Here is an 18,457-nt window from a genome sequence, read left to right as displayed (position 1 = left end):
ATTGGAGGGAAACAATGAATCCGAAAGAGAGGTATTATTCCGGTGTGGCAAGAGAAACAATCCATAAAATCACTGCCAACCGAGAAAATTGGACTTCTTTTCTGGCGACGATGGCTCGAAACTATGATTTCACCTATCCGGAACAGGTGATGATTTATGCACAGCGTCCCAATGCTACCCTGTGCAAACCTTATGAGGAATGGAACACAGAGCAGTATCGACGCTATGTAAAAAGGGGTTCCACTGGTATTGCCCTTTTTGTGATGAACCAGGATAAACCGTACCTGCGGTATGTCTTTGATGTGGCTGATACAGGTGTGCGTCGTTCTTCCCCGGCTATTACACCGTGGAGAGTGACCGATGAAAACCGCCGTTTTGTAATGGATGAGATGGAGCGTGTCTTTCAGGTTCCGTCAGAGGGAATTCTGGAATATCAGCTGGAAAATATCGCAATCAACCTTGCCAGAGAGTATTGGGACGATTTCAAAAAGCCGATCCTCGACATCGTTGCAGATAGCTTCCTTGAGGAGTATGATGAATATAACATCGAGGTAGCATTTAAGACCGCAGTGGCAAATAGTGTCTCCTATGCGATGTACAGCCGTATTACCGAGAATCCGGATAACTATTTTGAGCATGAAGATTTTCAAAATGTATTCGACTTTAATACCCGTCAGACGGTAAATGCTCTTGGTACGGCGGTCAATGCAGTCAGCTCCCGAATGTTTGGAGAAATCGAAAAAGCCATAGAAGCCTTTGAACAGACAAAAAACGTGGAAAGGAGCCATGATTATGAACGAAATGACTTACACACAGGTCGGGGATTACCGGATTCCGGACATCGAACTGAAGAATACCGAAACGAAACCGTTGGGCAAGTACGGCAGAATGCGGAGGGCGTTTCTGCAAGAGAACAACCCGATGTTGCTGAACGACCTGATTCTCAGCGAGCAGCTGTTCCCGCATCTCCAGGAGATCGACGAGACAGCGCACCGCAGAGTGGAGCAGCTGATGACAGAACTGCTGGAGAAGAATCCGGCACCGGACAAAGCGACACAGCAGATGGCATGGGTGCAGCACATGAACAGCCTGAAAGCACAGGCAGAGGAAATCGTGACAGCGGAGCTTATCAACAGCTGAGTTTGAACCTTTTCCTTTCAGAATCAGAACAAATCAGCTTTATTGACGAAGCAGAGAGCAAAACGCTCTCTGCTTTTTCTTTATCTGAAAATCAGATCGACCAGGTGCTCACTGTTGGAGGAAATGAAGCTAATCTCCGAATGATGGTGGCGCTGGAATATATGAAAGGAAAATCCACAGAGGAGATTGCAAAGCGTCTGCCTGAACTCTATCGTGGCAGCAATGGCTTTAAATTGGACGGTCATGAGGTCAGCGCATGGTTTGATGAGCAGTGTATTCATCTTGCTAGAGGAAAGACTGCCCGTTTTGCACCGTCCAGACAGATCGTATCCTGGCAGGAAGCCGCCGAGCGTATCGGTAAGCTGCTGGAGAATGGTGAATACGCCACCAATGTAGAGCTGGTGGAGGCTCCGGGTTATGAGCGAACAAAGATTGCAGAATCTTTTTGGTATTTGTATCATGATCTTTCTGATAATGCCAGAGAACAAGGCTTCTTCCCGTCTTTACAGGAAGTCCGTAGCGTGGGATTTCCGGCAGAAACAGCAGAGCTGGCTCAAAAGTTGAATGACAGTCAATTTAGAGCCGGACTGAAAGTTGAATATCAGAACTTTTTACAGGCACACAATGAGGATTCTTCTTTGCTGCGATTCCATTATCATAAGCTGGAACGCCTGGCACAGCGGCTGGAGGAGCTTGATCTGCCGCTCAGAGAATACCAGAGCAGTATGACCATGCCCCCGATTGTCCGTCAGTTCATTACTGATGATGAAATCAATGAATCCCTGTCCGGAGGCAGTGGTTTCTCCGGTGGAAAAGTCCGTATCTATGAATATTGGCAGGAAGAACATTCTGCAAAAGAAAAGGCGGATTTTTTGAAAAATGAGTATGGGACAGGCGGTCACTCTCATGCACTTTCCGGTGCTTCTGGCAGTGGTGAAGATCACGATGCCAAAGGAATTCGATACACCAAAAGCGGCTGTGATAAGGTGCAGCTATCCTGGACACAGGTTGCCAACCGCATTGATTCGTTGATTAAGCAGGAGCGTTATATTTCCCCTGAAGCACTGAAAGAGGTTCAACGAGAACGTGTACCAGATGAAGAAAACGAGCCGAAGCCCGTGGGACGCATTGAATATCTTGGAACAAATGGCAGACCGGGTGAAGTTATTGAATATACTGATCCGGAACGGTTTATGAAAAAAATTGAGGATGAGACATTCTATGGTGTTCCGCTCACTGTGGTTCTGTACCGGGATGAACAAGGAAAAACCATCCCACAGGACTTTCTCAGTGAACTCGACCCGCCGCCGAGAGGCTTCCGTGTAGAAGATACTCCGGCAATCGGCTTGGAGGAAGAAGCTCTCTCTGTGGATGAAGCAGAGGAAAGCCCGTTTGTTGCACAGGTTATGCGAGATGCAGAAGCTATTGCTGCCGGGGAAGAATCCTATGAGCGATTCAGTGTGATTGAAACGGAAAACGGTTATGCTATCTGGGATGATATTCGGGATGAAATCTATGTAGATGATGAAGGTGTCAGTGAGGAATTCACCAGTGAGTGGCAGGCAAATGATTATTTACAGGAGGTCAAAAAGGCGGTTTCCGAAAAAGAAGCTGCAGAGTGGCTGTACAATGAACGCTCTAAATTTGAAGCAACACAGGAACCGGAATATCAGGTGGGCGATACTGTTTTTCTGGAAGGAGAAGCATACAATATCACTGCCATTGGAACTACTGATGTACAGTTGCTGCCTCCAGGAATGGTGTACCCAATTTATCGGGCAGAAAGCAAAGAGAATTTTGAACGTCTTTTAAGACAGGATGAACGCAATGCCCGATTTATTTCAGGTGAAGAACCGGAAAAAACTGTTGCCACAGCTGAGCCGGAACATTTTATCGACCATTACTATGTGGTAGAAGATTTGCAGGTTCGAGGGGCGCTTCAGCTCAAGGAGTACAGCACATTCGAGGACGCAATGAGAGCATACCAGTCCCTTCCAGCTGAAAGAATGAAAGCTCTGGGAGTGCAAAACACACGGACTCCATTCCCCGGTAGCCTGGATCTGATTCAGTGTAAAGATGGCGAAGATAAACTTGTCCAGGACTACACAAAAGTTGCTGGTTGGGAAAACCCTGAGATTCTGGACTTGGTTCAAAAAATTGAAACTGCGATTCAAACAAAGGAAAGTCCCGATATTCCAGCAATCAATTTTCACATCACAAATGACCATCTTGGCGAGGGCGGAGCGAAAGCAAAATTCAGAGCCAATATGGATGCAATCCGTGTCCTAAAAGAATTGGAGTTTGATGAGCGAAATGCTACTCCGGAAGAACAGGAAATCCTTTCCCAATATGTCGGTTGGGGTGGGCTTGCAGATGCTTTTGATGAAAACAAGGCAAGCTGGGCTGAGGAGTTTAGAGAACTTTATACAGCCCTGTCTCCGGAAGAATATGCCGCAGCACGAGCCAGTACCCTGAATGCCCACTATACCAGTCCTACTGTCATTCGTGCCATCTATGATGCGGTCGGACAGATGGGATTTGAAACAGGAAATATTCTGGAACCTGCAATGGGTATCGGTAACTTTTTCGGTATGCTCCCTGACGCCATGCGAAACAGCAATCTCTATGGAGTGGAGTTGGACTCCATCAGTGGGCGTATCGCTCAGAAACTCTATCCTAACGCTGAAATCAAGGTGGCGGGCTTTGAAACTACGGATCGCCGGGATTTTTATGATTTGGCAGTCGGCAACGTTCCGTTCGGCAACTATAAGGTTTCGGATAAGCCCTATGATAAGTTTGGGTTCTCTATTCATAACTATTTTTTTGCAAAAACGCTCGATCAGGTTCGTCCGGGCGGTGTGGTTGCATTTGTGACCAGCCGTTTTACGATGGACTCAAAAAATTCTGATGCCAGAAAATATATGGCACAGAGAGCGGAACTCCTGGGAGCCATTAGACTGCCCAATACGGCATTTAAGGCAAACGCCGGTACAGAGGTTGTATCTGACATCATCTTTCTGCAAAAGCGTGACCACCCCATCGACATCATGCCGGACTGGGTGCAGCTGAATACTACACCGGACGGTTACACCATGAACAGCTACTTTGTAGAGCATCCGGAAATGGTTTTGGGAGAACTTTCTATGGAAAGTACCCAATATGGTAAGGATGATCTCACAGTCCGTCCCCGTGAAGATATGGAACTGGCTGACCTTCTTCGTGAAGCTGTTACCCGTATCGGTGGCACTTATGCTCCTGCGGAGCTAACTGAAGAAGCAGACAGGCAGGAAAAAGAACAGATTACCATTCCTGCCCGCCCAGATGTGAAAAACTTCTCCTACACGGTTGTAGACGGTGAGGTATATTTCCGGGAAAACTCTGTCATGCGTCTGGTAGAGCTGAATGACAAAGCCAAAGAACGTGTCAGCGGCATGGTGGAACTTCGCCGCATTGTAAATGAACTGATTGAATATCAGCTGGAGGACTATCCGGATGATATGATTCAGGCAAAACAGGCAGAGCTGAATGCTGCCTATGATGCGTTTACCGCAAAAAACGGGTTAATCAACAACAGAGCCAACAGTCAGGCTTTTGCTGATGATTCCAGCTATTATCTTCTGTGTTCACTGGAAAACTTGGATGAGGATGGTCATCTCAAGAGCAAAGCGGATATGTTCACTAAGCGTACCATTAAACCGGAACGTAAAGTGAACAGCGTGGATACACCGTCTGAAGCACTGGCGATTTCTATTGGTGAGCATGGCAAGGTGGATTTGCCCTATATGGCAGAACTGCTGGGGACTCCCGGCGAATATGATTCCATTAAAACTGAGCTGCAAGGTGTGATTTTCAAAGACCCGATGGCTCCGGATGACCCTGTTTCGGGCTGGCAGACAGCTGATGAGTATCTCTCCGGCGATGTACGAAGTAAGCTGAGGATTGCACAGATGGCGGCACAGAAAGACAGTTCTTTTGAAATCAATGTGCAGGCACTGGAAAAGGCACAGCCAAAGGATTTGGATGCTTCTGAGATTGATGTCCGTCTGGGCGCAACATGGATTGACCCTGCCTATATCCAGCAGTTTATGCAGGAAACTTTTGAAACCCCGTATTATCTCCGCCGCACGATTGAGGTCAAGTTTTCGGAACTGACAGCAGAATGGAGAATCAACGGAAAGAGTTCTCCGAGCCAAAATGATGTGGCAGCATACACGACCTATGGTACGGAACGTGCCAACGCCTACCGCATTTTGGAGGAAACTCTGAATCTGAAAGATATTCGTATCTACGACACCATTGAGGATGCGGACGGCAAGCAGAAGCGTGTGCTGAACAAAAAGGAAACTACTCTGGCACAGCAGAAACAACAGGCAATCAAGGATGCGTTCCGGGACTGGATTTGGAAAGACCCGCACCGCCGTGAAGCACTTGTGACCAAGTATAATGAACTGTTTAACTCCACCAGACCTCGTGAATACGATGGCAGCCATATCCGATTTGGTGGCATGAATCCCGATATAACCCTTCGGGAACACCAGCGAAATGCCATTGCCCATGTGCTGTATGGTGGGAATACCCTGTTGGCACATGAGGTTGGTGCGGGCAAAACCTTTGAAATGGCGGCTTCCGCTATGGAAAGTAAACGCCTGGGACTGAGCCAGAAGGCATTGTTTGTTGTTCCCAACCATCTGACCTTGCAGTGGGCAAATGAGTTTCTTCATCTGTATCCCAGTGCCAAACTTCTGGTGGCAACCAAAAAGGATTTTGAAACGGCAAATCGCAAGAAATTCTGTGCGAGAATTGCCACCGGTGACTATGATGCAGTCATTATCGGTCACAGTCAGTTTGAAAAAATCCCTCTTTCTCCGGAACGTCAGGAGCGCCAGCTGCGGGAACAGATTGATGAGATTGAGGGAGCGATTGCAGAACTCAAATATCAGAACGGCGAGAATTTCACCATCAAACAGATGGAGAAAACGAGAAAATCCCTGCAAACCAGACTGGATAAACTTCTCTCTACTGACAGAAAGGATGATGTTGTTACCTTTGAACAGCTGGGCGTTGATCGGCTGTTTGTAGATGAAAGCCACGCTTTCAAAAACCTCTTTTTGTACACAAAAATGAGGAATGTTGCTGGTCTTTCCACTTCGGAAGCACAGAAATCTTCGGATATGTTTATGAAGTGCCGCTATATGGATGAATTGACCGGCGGGCGTGGCGTTATCTTTGCAACAGGTACTCCCGTATCGAACTCCATGACGGAGCTTTATACGGTTATGCGATACCTTCAGTACGGGACACTTCAAAAGAAGAATCTGACCCATTTTGACTGCTGGGCATCTACCTTTGGTGAAACAACCACCGCTATTGAGTTGGCTCCGGAAGGAACCGGCTATCGTGCCAGAACCAGATTTGCAAAGTTTTTTAACCTTCCGGAACTCATGAATATGTTTAAGGAAGTTGCGGATATTAAAACCTCCGACCAACTTCATCTCCCAGTGCCGGATGCGAAATTTGAAACGGTTGTTGTGCAGCCTTCTGATTATCAGCAAGACATGGTAGCAGACCTTTCGGAACGTGCAGCGGCGGTTCATTCCGGTATGGTTGACCCATCCGAGGACAATATGCTCAAGATTACAGGCGATGGAAGAAAGTTGGGGTTAGATCAGCGTTTAATCAATCCTCTGTTGCCGGATGATCCGGAAAGCAAGCTCAATGCCTGTGTGCAAAATGTGCTGCGGATTTGGGAAGAAGGAAAGGCTGACAGACTGACCCAGCTCCTGTTCTGTGACCTCTCCACCCCGAAAAACGATGGCACGTTTAATGTCTATGATGACATCAAGGCGAAGCTGATAGCAGCCGGTGTGCCAGAGAAAGAAATTGCATTTATTCACGATGCAGATTCTGAAGCAAAGAAAAAAGAACTGTTTGCAAAGGTGCGTACTGGTCAGGTTCGTGTGCTGATGGGCAGTACACAGAAAATGGGAGCCGGAACAAACTGCCAGGATCGCCTGGTGGCGCTTCATCACTTGGATGTGGGCTGGCGTCCATCTGATATGACCCAGCGAAATGGTCGAATTATCCGTCAGGGCAACCAAAACAAGGAGGTGCAGATCTATCAGTATGTAACCGAGGGAACTTTTGATGCGTATCTTTATCAGACACTGGAAAACAAGCAAAAATTCATTTCTCAGATTATGACCTCGAAATCGCCTGTCCGTTCCTGTGACGATGTAGACGAGCAAGCTCTGTCCTATGCCGAAATTAAGGCTCTATGTGCCGGGAATCCGCTGATTAAAGAGAAAATGGACTTGGACATTGATGTGGCAAGGCTTAAGGTTCTAAAAGCCGACCATCAGAGCCAGCAGTATCGCATGGAAGATAAACTCCTGAAATACTTCCCTGCGGAGATTGAAAGGCAGACAGGCTATATTCGTGGCTTTGAAGCAGACATCCAAACGGTTACAGCTCATCCCCAGATTGCGGAAGGATTCTGCGGTATGGAAATTTTGGGCAAGCACTATACGGAAAAAGAGGATGCCGGTGAAATGATTCTTGCCGCCTGCAAGGAGATGAAAACGACCGAGCCAATCCCTCTTGGCAGTTATCGTGGCTTTCAGATGGAACTTTCCTTTGATAGTTTCCGGCATGACTTTGATATTACCCTGAAAGGCGCTGTAAGCCATCGTGTATCGCTTGGAACTGATGCCAGGGGAAATATCGTCCGACTGGACAATGCCCTCTCCAGCATCCCTGAGAAGCTGGAGAAAGCCCATGAACAGCTCACCAATCTTCAAAATCAGCAGGAAGCGACCAGAGCGGAACTGGGGAAACCCTTCCCGCAGGAAGCGGAGCTTGCTGAAAAAAGTGCTCGTCTGGCAGAACTGGATGCGGCTCTTAATATGGAGGACTCCATGCCGGAGCGTGAGGAAGCAGAACAGGCGGATAAACCTTCTGTGCTGGCAGATCTGAAAGCCAAGTCAGAGCATATTCCTCCGTATCGGGCATCTGGTGGGCGTGAGGAGGTGCTGTAATGGGCAGACGGGATCAGGATGTTCACTTCCTGGCATCGAAAGAGGAAGTACAGCGAATCCATGAAAAAATGAATGAGCTGGGTATCCGGAGCATGGGGGCATATCTCAGGAAGATGGCTCTGGATGGATACTGCATCAACCTGGATTTACAGGATGTGAAAGAGCTGGTTTCTCTTCTGAGGAGATGCAGCAACAACCTGAATCAGTATGCTAAAAGAGCCAATGAAACCGGCAATATTTATGAGTCGGACATCAGGGATTTGCAGGAACGATTGGAGGAAATCTGGACAGATATGAAGGAGGTGCTGGTGCGCCTGTCCAGTATTCAGTAATCATAAAAAAGGGCTGTGGCAGAAAATGCCGCAGCCGTACATATTGACATCGTTGTGTTATCAGCCGCAAGGCGGTACAATAAAAACAGAAAGGAGTGTGTGATCGTGAAAATCCTTGGTTTTTTCTTGAAGATTATCTTAAAACTGATTGCGCTGCCGGTATTACTGGTTTTAGGTCTTGTTTGCCTGTTGGCGAAAATCGCCTTTGAGCTGTCGTCCTTTTTTATAGGCGCATTGATTCTGTATATCATCGGGTGCTGTATTTATTGTGTTTTTCAGTCTCTGTGGTTGCAGCTTGCACTTCTTGTGGGAATTGGCTTAGCGATCTATGCGGCACTGTTTCTCTTTGTTGTATTTCAGGAGATTGGAGAAAGCATAAAGGGAAACCTTCGTGATTTTATTTTTTCATAAGAAAATATGCTGTAAGACTGCCTGCGGGCAGTCTTATTTTTTTGAGAGGACGGTGAGAAAATGGCGGCAACAAGACTGATTGCCCTTCATATTAACAAGGGGAAAACGGTAGCGCAGTGTCTGGCAGATCGTACAGATTATTCCCAAAATGCTGCCAAAACAGAAGATGGGAAGTATATCAGCGCTTATGAATGTGACCCGAAAACAGCCGATGAAGAATTTCTTCTGACAAAGAGGCAATATCAACATATCACAGGTAGACAGCAGAAAAATAACATCATTGCTTATCAGATACGCCAGTCATTTAAGCCGGGAGAGATTACTCCAGAAGAAGCCAACCAGGTCGGATATGAAACAGCAATGCGCTGGACAAAAGGAAAACACGCCTTTATCGTGGCGACACATATTGATCGTTCCCATATCCACAACCACATCATTTATAATTCGACCTCTCTGGACTGTACCCGTAAATTCAAGAACTTTTTTCTTTCCGGACTTGCGGTTCAGCGATTAAGCGATATGGTTTGTATTGAGCATGGCTTATCAGTCATAGAGCCAAAGCCATACCGGGAACGGGTCAAGAGAACGACCTTTCCCAAAAAGCGTACCAAACGTGATGAGCTGTGTGCGGCAATCGACCAGATATTAAAAAAGAAACCAAAGGATTTTTCGGATTTTGTTCTTCAGCTTTCAGAGCTTGGGTATGAATTTAAGGATGGAAAGCAACCGGCTTTCCGGCATAGTGGGGAGAAGCGATTTATTCGTCTGCGCTCTCTTGGAAAGGGATACAGTCAGGAGGATATAATTGCGATTCTGTCCGGTAAGTCTGTTCAGAAAGCATCCAGAGCAAGCAAGCAGGTTCATACTCAAAGAAATTTTAATTTGCTGATAGATATTCAGGCGAAGATGGCAGAAGGTAAATCAGCGGGCTATGAGCGGTGGGCAAAGAAATATAACCGCAAAGAAGCTGCCAGGACAGTTTGCCTTTTGAAAGAAAAAGGTATCGGCAATTATGAAGAATTGACTGCTTTGACAGAGCAGCTCAGCCACCGATTTGCGGAGCTATCCGATACTATTAAAGCCAATGAAAAAAGAATGGTTGAGATTGGAGCATTACAGACTCACATCAACAACTATTCAAGAACCAGATCTGTGTATGAAGCCTATCGAAAATCTGGATACAGCAGAAAATTCTTTGAAGAACATCGTGAAGAAATCCAGATTCATAAAGCTGCAAAGCAGGCATTTGACCAGCTACCGGATAAGAAAGTTCCGTCCAGAAAAACCTTAAACGAGGAGTTCTATCGGTTGTCAGCAGAGAAGAAAAAAGCCTATGCTGAGTATCGACAAGTCCGAAAAGATATGCAAGAATATCTGACTGCAAAACAGACTGTGGAGCATATTCTGGGCATTGACAGGAAGAAACGAGAAGAAAAAGAAAAACAGCGAGAAGAAGAAAATCGACAGTAGAATAGAAACAGCCATAGGCAGCCCTGTTCCTGGGTTAGCCTATGGCTTTCTTTTTTATTTTTCGTATGGTTCTGCACTTTCAGCCATTTTAATGATTTCTTCATCAGCGATTGTTTGTGGATTATATTCCAGAACATAGCTGACTTCCGGAGAATCCGTCCAGCATAAATAGCCACGGCTCTTTGTTTTATAAAGTACGGCATCCCAGTCCTGAATTTTCATTTGTTCACAGCTGTTGGCGGATTCAGGGTTAAAAAGAACGTTGAGGGCATCTATATTCAGACCGGTTATCTCGTTGGGATCAGCCTCGTAATAGGTGGTTTTGAGGATATGGTAATTGATATTTGCATCTTCTTCTCCGTTGCCGTACACCAAAGTTGCCGCCACTTCTGTTTTGGATTGTTTCTTGAAGTTATCACCTAAAGCGTTTTCTACCCGCTGTACCATTTCATCAACATCAGATGATGCGGTATCCGTTGGATTTAATTTTACCAACCAAAATGCAACTGCTATCAATAAAATCACTACAATAACTGGAATAAATAAATTTCGTTTTTTTCCCATGGTTCCTCCTGCCTCTTACTGACTGGCTATTCTTCAGCAGCCAGATTGATAAATTTTTTCCCTGATTTTTGGACATACCGAAAGGTCTGATATGCTCCGCTGGAAGGATGCTCTACATACAAAATCACTAAGTCAGAGCGGTCTACCATTACCCGGTTTCGGATTTGAAAAGCAGATTTGTAGTGTGTCGTTGCCGCCTGTTCGCAAATCTCAATCTCGTCATAATAGTCACGAAATGAATCTTCATTATCACGAAATTCAGCGGTCGGATACGGCATGACCCAGATCAAAGCACTATTATCGTCCCGAATTCTTCTTTTGCATCTGCGTATGGTTGAGGATACGAGCTGGTCGAATTCACCGTCACGTCCGACCAGAAATTCAATATATTCTTCTCGTTTTAACAAAGAGCTAATAATTTCCTCTAACTGTGATTCTATGTGAAGTGGATTGTCGATTTGCCTGTGCCCGAAAAAACTGACCGAAAATAAATTCATAAAATCTCCTCCACAGGAAAGATTAGTAATGTAATCACCAACAATTTTCTATATTCATAATTATACTACCAATCAAAAGAAGAAGAAAGCGAAAATTGACTTTAGCATTACCAATGTCATCTCCTGATTCGTAATAAAATAATTATGGAAGGGAGGAGATGCAGTGGTTGATATGCCATACGAAGATTTTATCCGAACTCGCATTACGGAATTGCGTATTGCAAAAGATGTTTCTGAACATCGGATGAGTTTGGATTTAGGAAAAAGCGGTTCTTATATTCGTGGAGTAACCAGTGGTGCGGCTTTACCCTCACTTAGAGAACTTTTCAATATTATGTCGTATTTTGATATGACACCTTCAGAGTTTTTTGCACCATTGGAGAATGATGACACTCCCTATCGTAAGCTCTGCGAACAGTTGCGGATGCTCAGTGATGAAGATTTAGAGAAAATCTCCACTTTTATAAACTGGATCACATAATAATCAATGCTTATCAGAATTTGGGCATTGGATAAATGAATATGGATATAAAAAATTAACCTGAGTAGTTTTATGGCTACTCAGGTTTTCTATTTTAAGTAAAACAAAACGGTCAGAATGACTGTGCAGCCATCATCGCAGATGATGTTCAAAGGGGATTGGGGATGTTTCCCCAACAAGCAAATTTGCGAAGAATGACCCAAAGGGAAATTCGAGAAAATGAGTGAACCTGTACAGGTTTACACTGCTTGCCAATTTGTGAATCCTACGCATCCTTCACAGACTTTCATGTTTGGGGAAATAGTTACCTGAACAAAAAACTGATTTATAAGAAAAAGAAAAAAACTCTGCAAATGCAAAATTTATTATCCCTTTTTGAATGTAATTGTGCTATAATTTAGAATAGAACTTTTTAAGCAATAGTTTTGAAGATGGAGGTCAAGTATGGACGTAACCTATAATAAGCTTTTCAAGCTGTTGATAGACAAAGAAATGAAAAAAATGGAGTTTGCAAAAGATGTTGGTATCAGTCCAAATACCCTCGCAAAACTTTCAAGGAATGAACTTGTTTCTATGGAAGTCATCGTGCGCATTTGCAGAAAATTAAATTGCGGCATCGAAGATATTATGGAAGTCCTTCCTGAAACAAGAGAAAGATCATAAGGGGGGCTTTTGATGGACAATACATATCCATATATTGCATCTTTAACAAGGGAACCATTTTTGTTTTATGAGATGCGAACAACGGCAAAATTATTAAGCAGCGGTATGAGTAATAACGATGTCGTTACACAGATTACGAGCGACAATCTTTTTCAGTATCCGACGGAAAAGTCAGTCGCTCGGATGGCAAAGGCTTGCTTAAAACGACTGGCTGCTATGGATGATAATGATTTGGTTAGAGCGATTGCGCAGCAGCCGACTGATGTAGCCAAACAGATTTGTCTGTATGCCATGATGAAACAGAGTCGTTTGATGTGGGAGTTTATGCTGACGGTTATTGGCGAGAAGTACCGATTAAAGGACAGCTCTTTTGGTAGGATTGATTTGAATACCTACTTTATGAGATTGCAGGAACAGGATGATGCGGTGGCTACTTGGAGTGAAGGTACGATCACGAAACTGAAGCAGGTGCTTGCAAAAGTTCTCGTAGAAAATGAGTATCTGGATGATATTCGTGCAGACCATTTGAATCCAGTGTACCTGCATCCAATTTTGGAAAATGCAATCAGAAGTCATGGCGACCTGATGGTGTTACCCGCTTTCAACTGCTTCTCATAAGGAGGATACAGATGTATGAGTAATATTGAAGAACGTTTAGATAAAGTCAGAGAACTGATACAAGAACCTGAATTTTTGGAAGGTAAAGGACTCAGCAATGAAGTGAATATTCGTATTTTTTGTTACGATCCAGAAGATGAAATGGCAGTCCGCCACTTTACTCAGCAACTGGAAACCGACCATTCCCTGTCCTGCCGTCTGAGAATCTGTAATCTATATCAGACTTTTCTTTCCATCTGCGAGGATATTGGTATCACGGATGCGATTCCAGATATGGAAGCGGAGGACGGAAGTATCTTCCTTTTGGAACAGCTCCACTCCGCTATTGGCGAAGGTGAGTTTATAGAAAAAATCCAGTTTGAACCGCATGAGTGTGGGGATGTACTGATGCTTACCGGTGTGGGTGAAGTTTTCCCATTTATGAGAATCCATTCACTGTTGGAAGCACTGCAACCTCATTTTTCGGATGTTCCGATTCTGGTAATGTATCCGGGTGAGTTTGACGGACGCCATGTGAAATTATTTAACCGATTGCAGCCCAATGATTATTACAGGGCGTTCAATGTTGTATAAGGGGGTACGATTGTGATTATTCGTGATATGTTTGCCGATGACATCAACCGTAAAATCAACGGCGTTATCAAAGTCGATCAGGCTGCGGACGATGTGATCGAGCAGGAATTAAATGAGTATGTTATTACAAAGGAATTGAAGAAGCACTTCATTACCTTTTTTAATTATTATAGTGATGCTCTGGATGAGCTGACCGCTGATACCGGCGTGTGGATTTCCGGATTCTTTGGAAGCGGTAAATCCCACTTCTTGAAAATGCTGTCCTATCTACTGGAGAATAAAGAGGTCAAAGGGATTCATAGTGTTGAGAGATTTCGCAGGAAGTTTGAAGATGACCCTGCAACCTATATGCTGATTGACCGTTCCACGAAGGTGCAGACAGAGACGATTCTGTTTAATATTGATATTGAGGGTTCCATCAATAAAGACAAAACTGCTGTTCTGCGTGTGTTTGCTAAAACCTTCTATAACCATCTGGGCTTCTTTGGTGAGAACCTGAAGGTTGCCAAACTGGAACAGTATATCGACCAACAGGGAAAGACCGATGAGTTCCGCCGTGTCTTTGAAGAAAAGAAAGGCATGCCCTGGGTAGATTCCCGCAAAGCATTTGCCTTTAATGGCAAATATATCATTCCTACTCTGGTGGAAGTCCTGGACATGAGTGAGGAAGATGCCAAGGCTTGGTTCAATGATAAATCCGCTACTGAGTTTTCGATTGCCCAGCTTGTAGAGGATATTAAGGATTACCTGAATACCAAGCCAGATAACTTCCGTCTGCTGTTCATGGTGGACGAAGTGGGTCAGTATGTTGGTACAGATACCGATATGCTTTTGAATCTTCAGTCCCTTGTCGAGAAAATCGGTAGTGAGTGCGGTGGTAAGGTGTGGGTTGTCTGCACCGGACAGGAAGCTATTGATGAAATTATTAAAGTCCGTGCTGACGAGTTCTCCAGAATTCAGGCTCGATTCAAAACCCGTTTGAGCCTTTCTTCCTCCTCTGTGGATGAAGTCATTCAGAAGCGTATTCTGAAAAAGAACAATGAAGCCGAGTCCAAACTGGAAGCAGTTTATGAGAAGAACGACTCCGTTCTCCGTAATCTGTTCAGTTTCACAGACTCCATTTTGGATATTAAAGGTTATTCTGGTTCCAGAGAATTTGCCGTGAATTTCCCATTTGTGCCTTATCAGTTCATCATCATGCAGAAGGTTTTTGCAGAAATCCGCAAGCATGGTAATTCCGGCAAGCATCTGTCCGGCGGTGAACGTTCCATGCTTTCCGGCTTCCAGGAAGCAACCCAGAAAATTCAGGACAAGGACGAGTATGCCCTTGTTCCGTTCTTCCGTTTTTATGATACCGTACATACTTTCCTGGATAGCTCCATCCGTCGTGTAATTGAACGCTGCCAAAAGGCTGCTGATAATGGTGATGGCATCGAAGCACAGGATGTGGATGTGCTGAAACTGCTGTACCTGATTCGTTACATTGACGACATTCCTGCCAATCTGGACAATATTGTAATTTTGATGGCGGATGATATTCGCATGGACAAGATCACCATGCGTGAGACTGTCCGTGAATGTCTGAACCGGCTGATGAGCCAGAACTATATCGGAAGAACAGGAGAAGTTTATAACTTCCTGACCGATGAAGAACAGGATATTCAGAGAGAAATCAAAAACACTCCGGTTGATACCGCTTCTATCGTTGACCGTATCGGGCAGATGATTTTCGGAGATATTTTTACCACCAAGAAATATCGCTACGGCAAATACGACTTTTCCTTCGATCAGATGGTAGATGGTATTACCGTGGGTAACATTACTGGCGGGATGCGCTTGCGCTTCCTGACAGTTGCGACAGACAATGCAGAAAAATCCGAGCTGCGGCTGATGACGGATTCCAAGGGCAAGGAAGCCATCGTTGTGCTGTCGGATACCCCTTATTATGAATCTTTGGAAAGTGCCATGAAGATTCGTAAGTATGTCAAACAGCGTAATGTCAACCAGCTTCCGAAATCTGTTCAGGATATTATCCGTGACCAGCAGGAAGAAGCTACCAAGTATGAGCAGACTGCGATGGAAGATTTGGTAAAAGCCATTGAATCCGCACAGTTCTATGTGGACGGTGAACATATCGAACTCAAGGGCGGAAATGCCAAGGGTAAGATTGAGCAGGCTCTGGAATATCTGGTGTCCCATGTGTACAGTGAACTTTCTCTGATTGAAAAAAACGCTGATACTGATGCAGATGTTATTGAAATTCTGACCGGTGCCGAAAATATCATGCCTGGTATGGAGCCAAACCGAGGTGCAGCTGCCAAGATCGAAGAGTATCTGGAAATGCAGGCAATGAAAAATCTGCCGACCTCTATGGCGGACATTCAGAGCCGTTATAGTGCGATTCCTTACGGCTGGAAAGAAATTGACATTGCCGCTGTGGTTGCCCGTCTGATTTATGATCAGAAAGTCACCATCAAATATGCAGGTTCCACAATTCAGCCGGATAACCCGAAATTGCCGGATATGCTCCGCAAAAAAAGCGAGATTGGCAAGACCAGCATCAGCAAGCGCCAGATGATTACCGTCACAAAGATGCGGGCTGTCAAAGAGCTGCTGCGTGAATATTTCGATGTCATGGATGTGCCGGACGATGAGGACGGTCTGGTAGCATTTGTGGTTCAGAAGTTCACTGAGCTGAAAGACCACTATACCGAATTGAAAAGCAGATATGAAGGTCATAAATATCCGGATCAGAGCCTTGTAGCTACTTCCATTGAGCAAATGGACAAAGTCCTCTGCCAGCGGAAAGATAATATTGCCCTGATTGATGCGATTCTGAAAGAGGAAGATAACCTCTTCGACAATAAAGAAAAAATGCATCGGGTCGAGGGATTCTTCAAGAATCAGGTACAGGTATTTGATGCCGCCGTTAAGATGGAGGACGACCTGAGGAACGATCTGCATTATCTCAGCAAGGAAACAGAAGCCAACGACGCTCTGAATCAGATTCGCTTGATTACCGTGGTCGAGAATGACCCGAAAAATATCTACCGCAGAATCCCGGAACTCAATGGGCTGATGGAGAAAGTCCGGGAAGGACATGGCAGATTGCTGGATTCCAAACGTGCCGAGCTGCTGGAAATCGTCCGCCAGTGTATGGCAGAGGTTCATACCCTTTCCGATGGCAATATGGACTGTGCTGAACTGGTAAGAAAAGCTGATACATACTTCGACCAGCAGAAAAAGAAAATCAGCGAGCTTCAGAGCCTTGCCCTGTTGGATGGTCTGGTTCCGCAGATTTGGTCTTACAAGGACGACATCTGTGACCGCATCGAGACTGCAAAGCAGCCGCCGAAGCCGGTCGAGAAAAAACAGCCGGATACTCCGGCAAAGCCTGTTCCGAAGAAAGTAATTAAAAATGTGTACCGTCAGATGGCGTTCCCTGCAAAGACCTTGGAGAGCCAGGAAGATATTGACGCTTATGTAGAGCGTATGAGAAGCTATCTGACTGCGATGATGAAGGATTGCGATGGAATCACGCTGAAATAAGGAGATTGTTATGGACAAAAATCCGAAAGTTTTCATTTCATATGCACATAAAAACCAGAAATATGAAGATAAGGTCTTAGAGTTTGCCAATAAATTACGTTCAGAAGGCATTGATGCAATGATAGATCAGTACGAAGAAGCACCTCCTGAAGGCTGGCCCAGATGGATGGAACGTCAAATTATAGAGGCTGAATTTGTACTTATTTTGTGCGAAGAAACATATAATCAGAAACTTTATTCTGATAACAAAGGAAAAGGCGTTGTATGGGAAGCGAACATTGTTTATCAAATGTTATATGATTCGACAGCTGAAACAAATAAATTCATTGCAGCTTTTTTCGCTGAAGAAGATCAACAATATATTCCCACTCCGTTAAAACCATATACTTTCTATAATCTTTCAGACGAAAAGCAATATGAAAGACTGTATTGGCGCTTTAGAGGGGTAAATAATAGCAAAAAGCCTCCATTAGGCGATCTTAAGCCATTGCCTGTGAAAAAGCGCAAAACCATGTTCTTTTCTTCTCCTATCAATCTCGAAAAATGGAATGCTGCAAAATGGAGAGGAACGGTATATCTTTGGGGAGGCGATGCCCCAGCAATAGGTCTGTTCTTTGAAAATTACTTGAAGGGCAGAGAAATTTTCTGCGAGTGGAAAAATCTGTACAAGGATCTGAAATTCGCTGATTCTTTTTTGAAAATTGATTATATTGTACCGCCATTTCCAAAAACTTCTTGGATATATAAGTCCTATGATAAGAATTATGGAAAAGGATATTTTTTGCATATTGGTGCTAACATTGAAGCAAGTATCGGTCGTGCGAGCGATTCTGGAATACAATTGCCAGAGTTGCTTTTGACAACTGTTTCACGCTATCAATGGATGGATGAAAATCATGGTTCGGGTAATAGGGATCAGTTTTTAGATATGTATAAAAAAGCAGGTAAATACTATTTAGTTCCTGTTGGTTTAAAAGTACCCTCTGCTGGAACAGTGATAGAAAATATGCAATTTGACTTTGAATGTGCAATTCCTATGAAGGAAATAACCGTTACCGCTGGATCAGCAATAGAAGAAGAAAATCCTTGTAAAGCAGTTCTTATGAAGCCGGAGGAATAAAATAT

Annotated in this window: 12 protein-coding genes; 10 read left to right on the top strand and 2 right to left on the bottom strand. The window is 44.5% G+C overall.

Features of this window, described 5'->3' with window-relative positions:
- Window positions 1-14 precede the first annotated feature (14 nt).
- The 4 genes from BQ5375_RS14615 (at window position 15) to BQ5375_RS04335 (ending at window position 10,387) form a co-directional block, all read left to right on the top strand.
- The gene (locus BQ5375_RS14615; protein ID WP_456264882.1) at window positions 15-8,174 is read left to right on the top strand and encodes a helicase-like domain-containing protein; all 8,160 of its coding nucleotides are present in this window, start codon (window positions 15-17) and stop codon (window positions 8,172-8,174) included.
- Window positions 8,174-8,506 (top strand): plasmid mobilization protein, encoded by a 333-nt coding sequence (locus BQ5375_RS04345; protein ID WP_076917469.1) that lies wholly within the window; start codon window positions 8,174-8,176, stop codon window positions 8,504-8,506. The genes BQ5375_RS14615 and BQ5375_RS04345 overlap by 1 nt, the downstream gene beginning before the upstream one ends.
- Before the next feature lie 105 nt (window positions 8,507-8,611).
- Window positions 8,612-8,917: a hypothetical protein gene (locus BQ5375_RS04340; protein ID WP_083687507.1), complete on the top strand. Its 306-nt coding sequence runs from the start codon at window positions 8,612-8,614 to the stop codon at window positions 8,915-8,917.
- 60 nt (window positions 8,918-8,977) lie between these two features.
- The gene (locus BQ5375_RS04335) at window positions 8,978-10,387 is read left to right on the top strand and encodes a relaxase/mobilization nuclease domain-containing protein (protein ID WP_076917468.1); all 1,410 of its coding nucleotides are present in this window, start codon (window positions 8,978-8,980) and stop codon (window positions 10,385-10,387) included.
- A gap of 54 nt (window positions 10,388-10,441) precedes the next feature.
- Here BQ5375_RS04335 and BQ5375_RS04330 read toward each other — a convergent pair whose 3' ends face one another.
- Both BQ5375_RS04330 and BQ5375_RS04325 read right to left on the bottom strand, forming a co-directional pair.
- The gene (locus tag BQ5375_RS04330; protein WP_076917467.1) at window positions 10,442-10,951 is read right to left on the bottom strand and encodes a hypothetical protein; all 510 of its coding nucleotides are present in this window, start codon (window positions 10,949-10,951) and stop codon (window positions 10,442-10,444) included.
- A gap of 26 nt (window positions 10,952-10,977) precedes the next feature.
- Window positions 10,978-11,448, bottom strand: coding sequence for a hypothetical protein (locus tag BQ5375_RS04325; RefSeq protein ID WP_076917466.1), 471 nt, complete (start codon window positions 11,446-11,448; stop codon window positions 10,978-10,980).
- A 172-nt stretch (window positions 11,449-11,620) separates the two neighbouring features.
- Between BQ5375_RS04325 and BQ5375_RS04320 the strand changes: the two genes are divergently transcribed.
- The 6 genes from BQ5375_RS04320 to BQ5375_RS04295 all read left to right on the top strand — a co-directional run bounded on the left by BQ5375_RS04320 (window position 11,621) and on the right by BQ5375_RS04295 (window position 18,452).
- A complete protein-coding gene (locus BQ5375_RS04320; RefSeq protein ID WP_076917585.1) occupies window positions 11,621-11,929 on the top strand; it encodes a helix-turn-helix domain-containing protein in 309 nt (102 codons plus the stop codon).
- A gap of 444 nt (window positions 11,930-12,373) precedes the next feature.
- A complete protein-coding gene (locus BQ5375_RS04315; protein ID WP_076917465.1) occupies window positions 12,374-12,592 on the top strand; it encodes a helix-turn-helix domain-containing protein in 219 nt (72 codons plus the stop codon).
- 12 nt (window positions 12,593-12,604) lie between these two features.
- Window positions 12,605-13,210, top strand: coding sequence for a DUF1819 family protein (locus tag BQ5375_RS04310; protein WP_076917464.1), 606 nt, complete (start codon window positions 12,605-12,607; stop codon window positions 13,208-13,210).
- Window positions 13,211-13,225: 15 nt separating this feature from the next.
- Window positions 13,226-13,783 (top strand): DUF1788 domain-containing protein, encoded by a 558-nt coding sequence (locus BQ5375_RS04305; protein ID WP_076917463.1) that lies wholly within the window; start codon window positions 13,226-13,228, stop codon window positions 13,781-13,783.
- A gap of 12 nt (window positions 13,784-13,795) precedes the next feature.
- Complete coding sequence (gene brxC, locus BQ5375_RS04300) at window positions 13,796-17,332, top strand: BREX system P-loop protein BrxC (protein ID WP_076917462.1); 3,537 nt, start codon at window positions 13,796-13,798, stop codon at window positions 17,330-17,332.
- A gap of 10 nt (window positions 17,333-17,342) precedes the next feature.
- A complete protein-coding gene (locus BQ5375_RS04295; RefSeq protein WP_076917461.1) occupies window positions 17,343-18,452 on the top strand; it encodes an SEFIR domain-containing protein in 1,110 nt (369 codons plus the stop codon).
- The last annotated feature ends 5 nt before the right edge of the window (window positions 18,453-18,457 follow it).

The sequence above is a fragment of the Negativibacillus massiliensis genome, assembly GCF_900148495.1.
Lineage (GTDB): Bacteria > Bacillota > Clostridia > Oscillospirales > Ruminococcaceae > Negativibacillus > Negativibacillus massiliensis.
The sequence above is the reverse complement of the archived record's forward strand: the minus strand, read 5'-3'. Positions and strand labels throughout refer to the sequence as shown.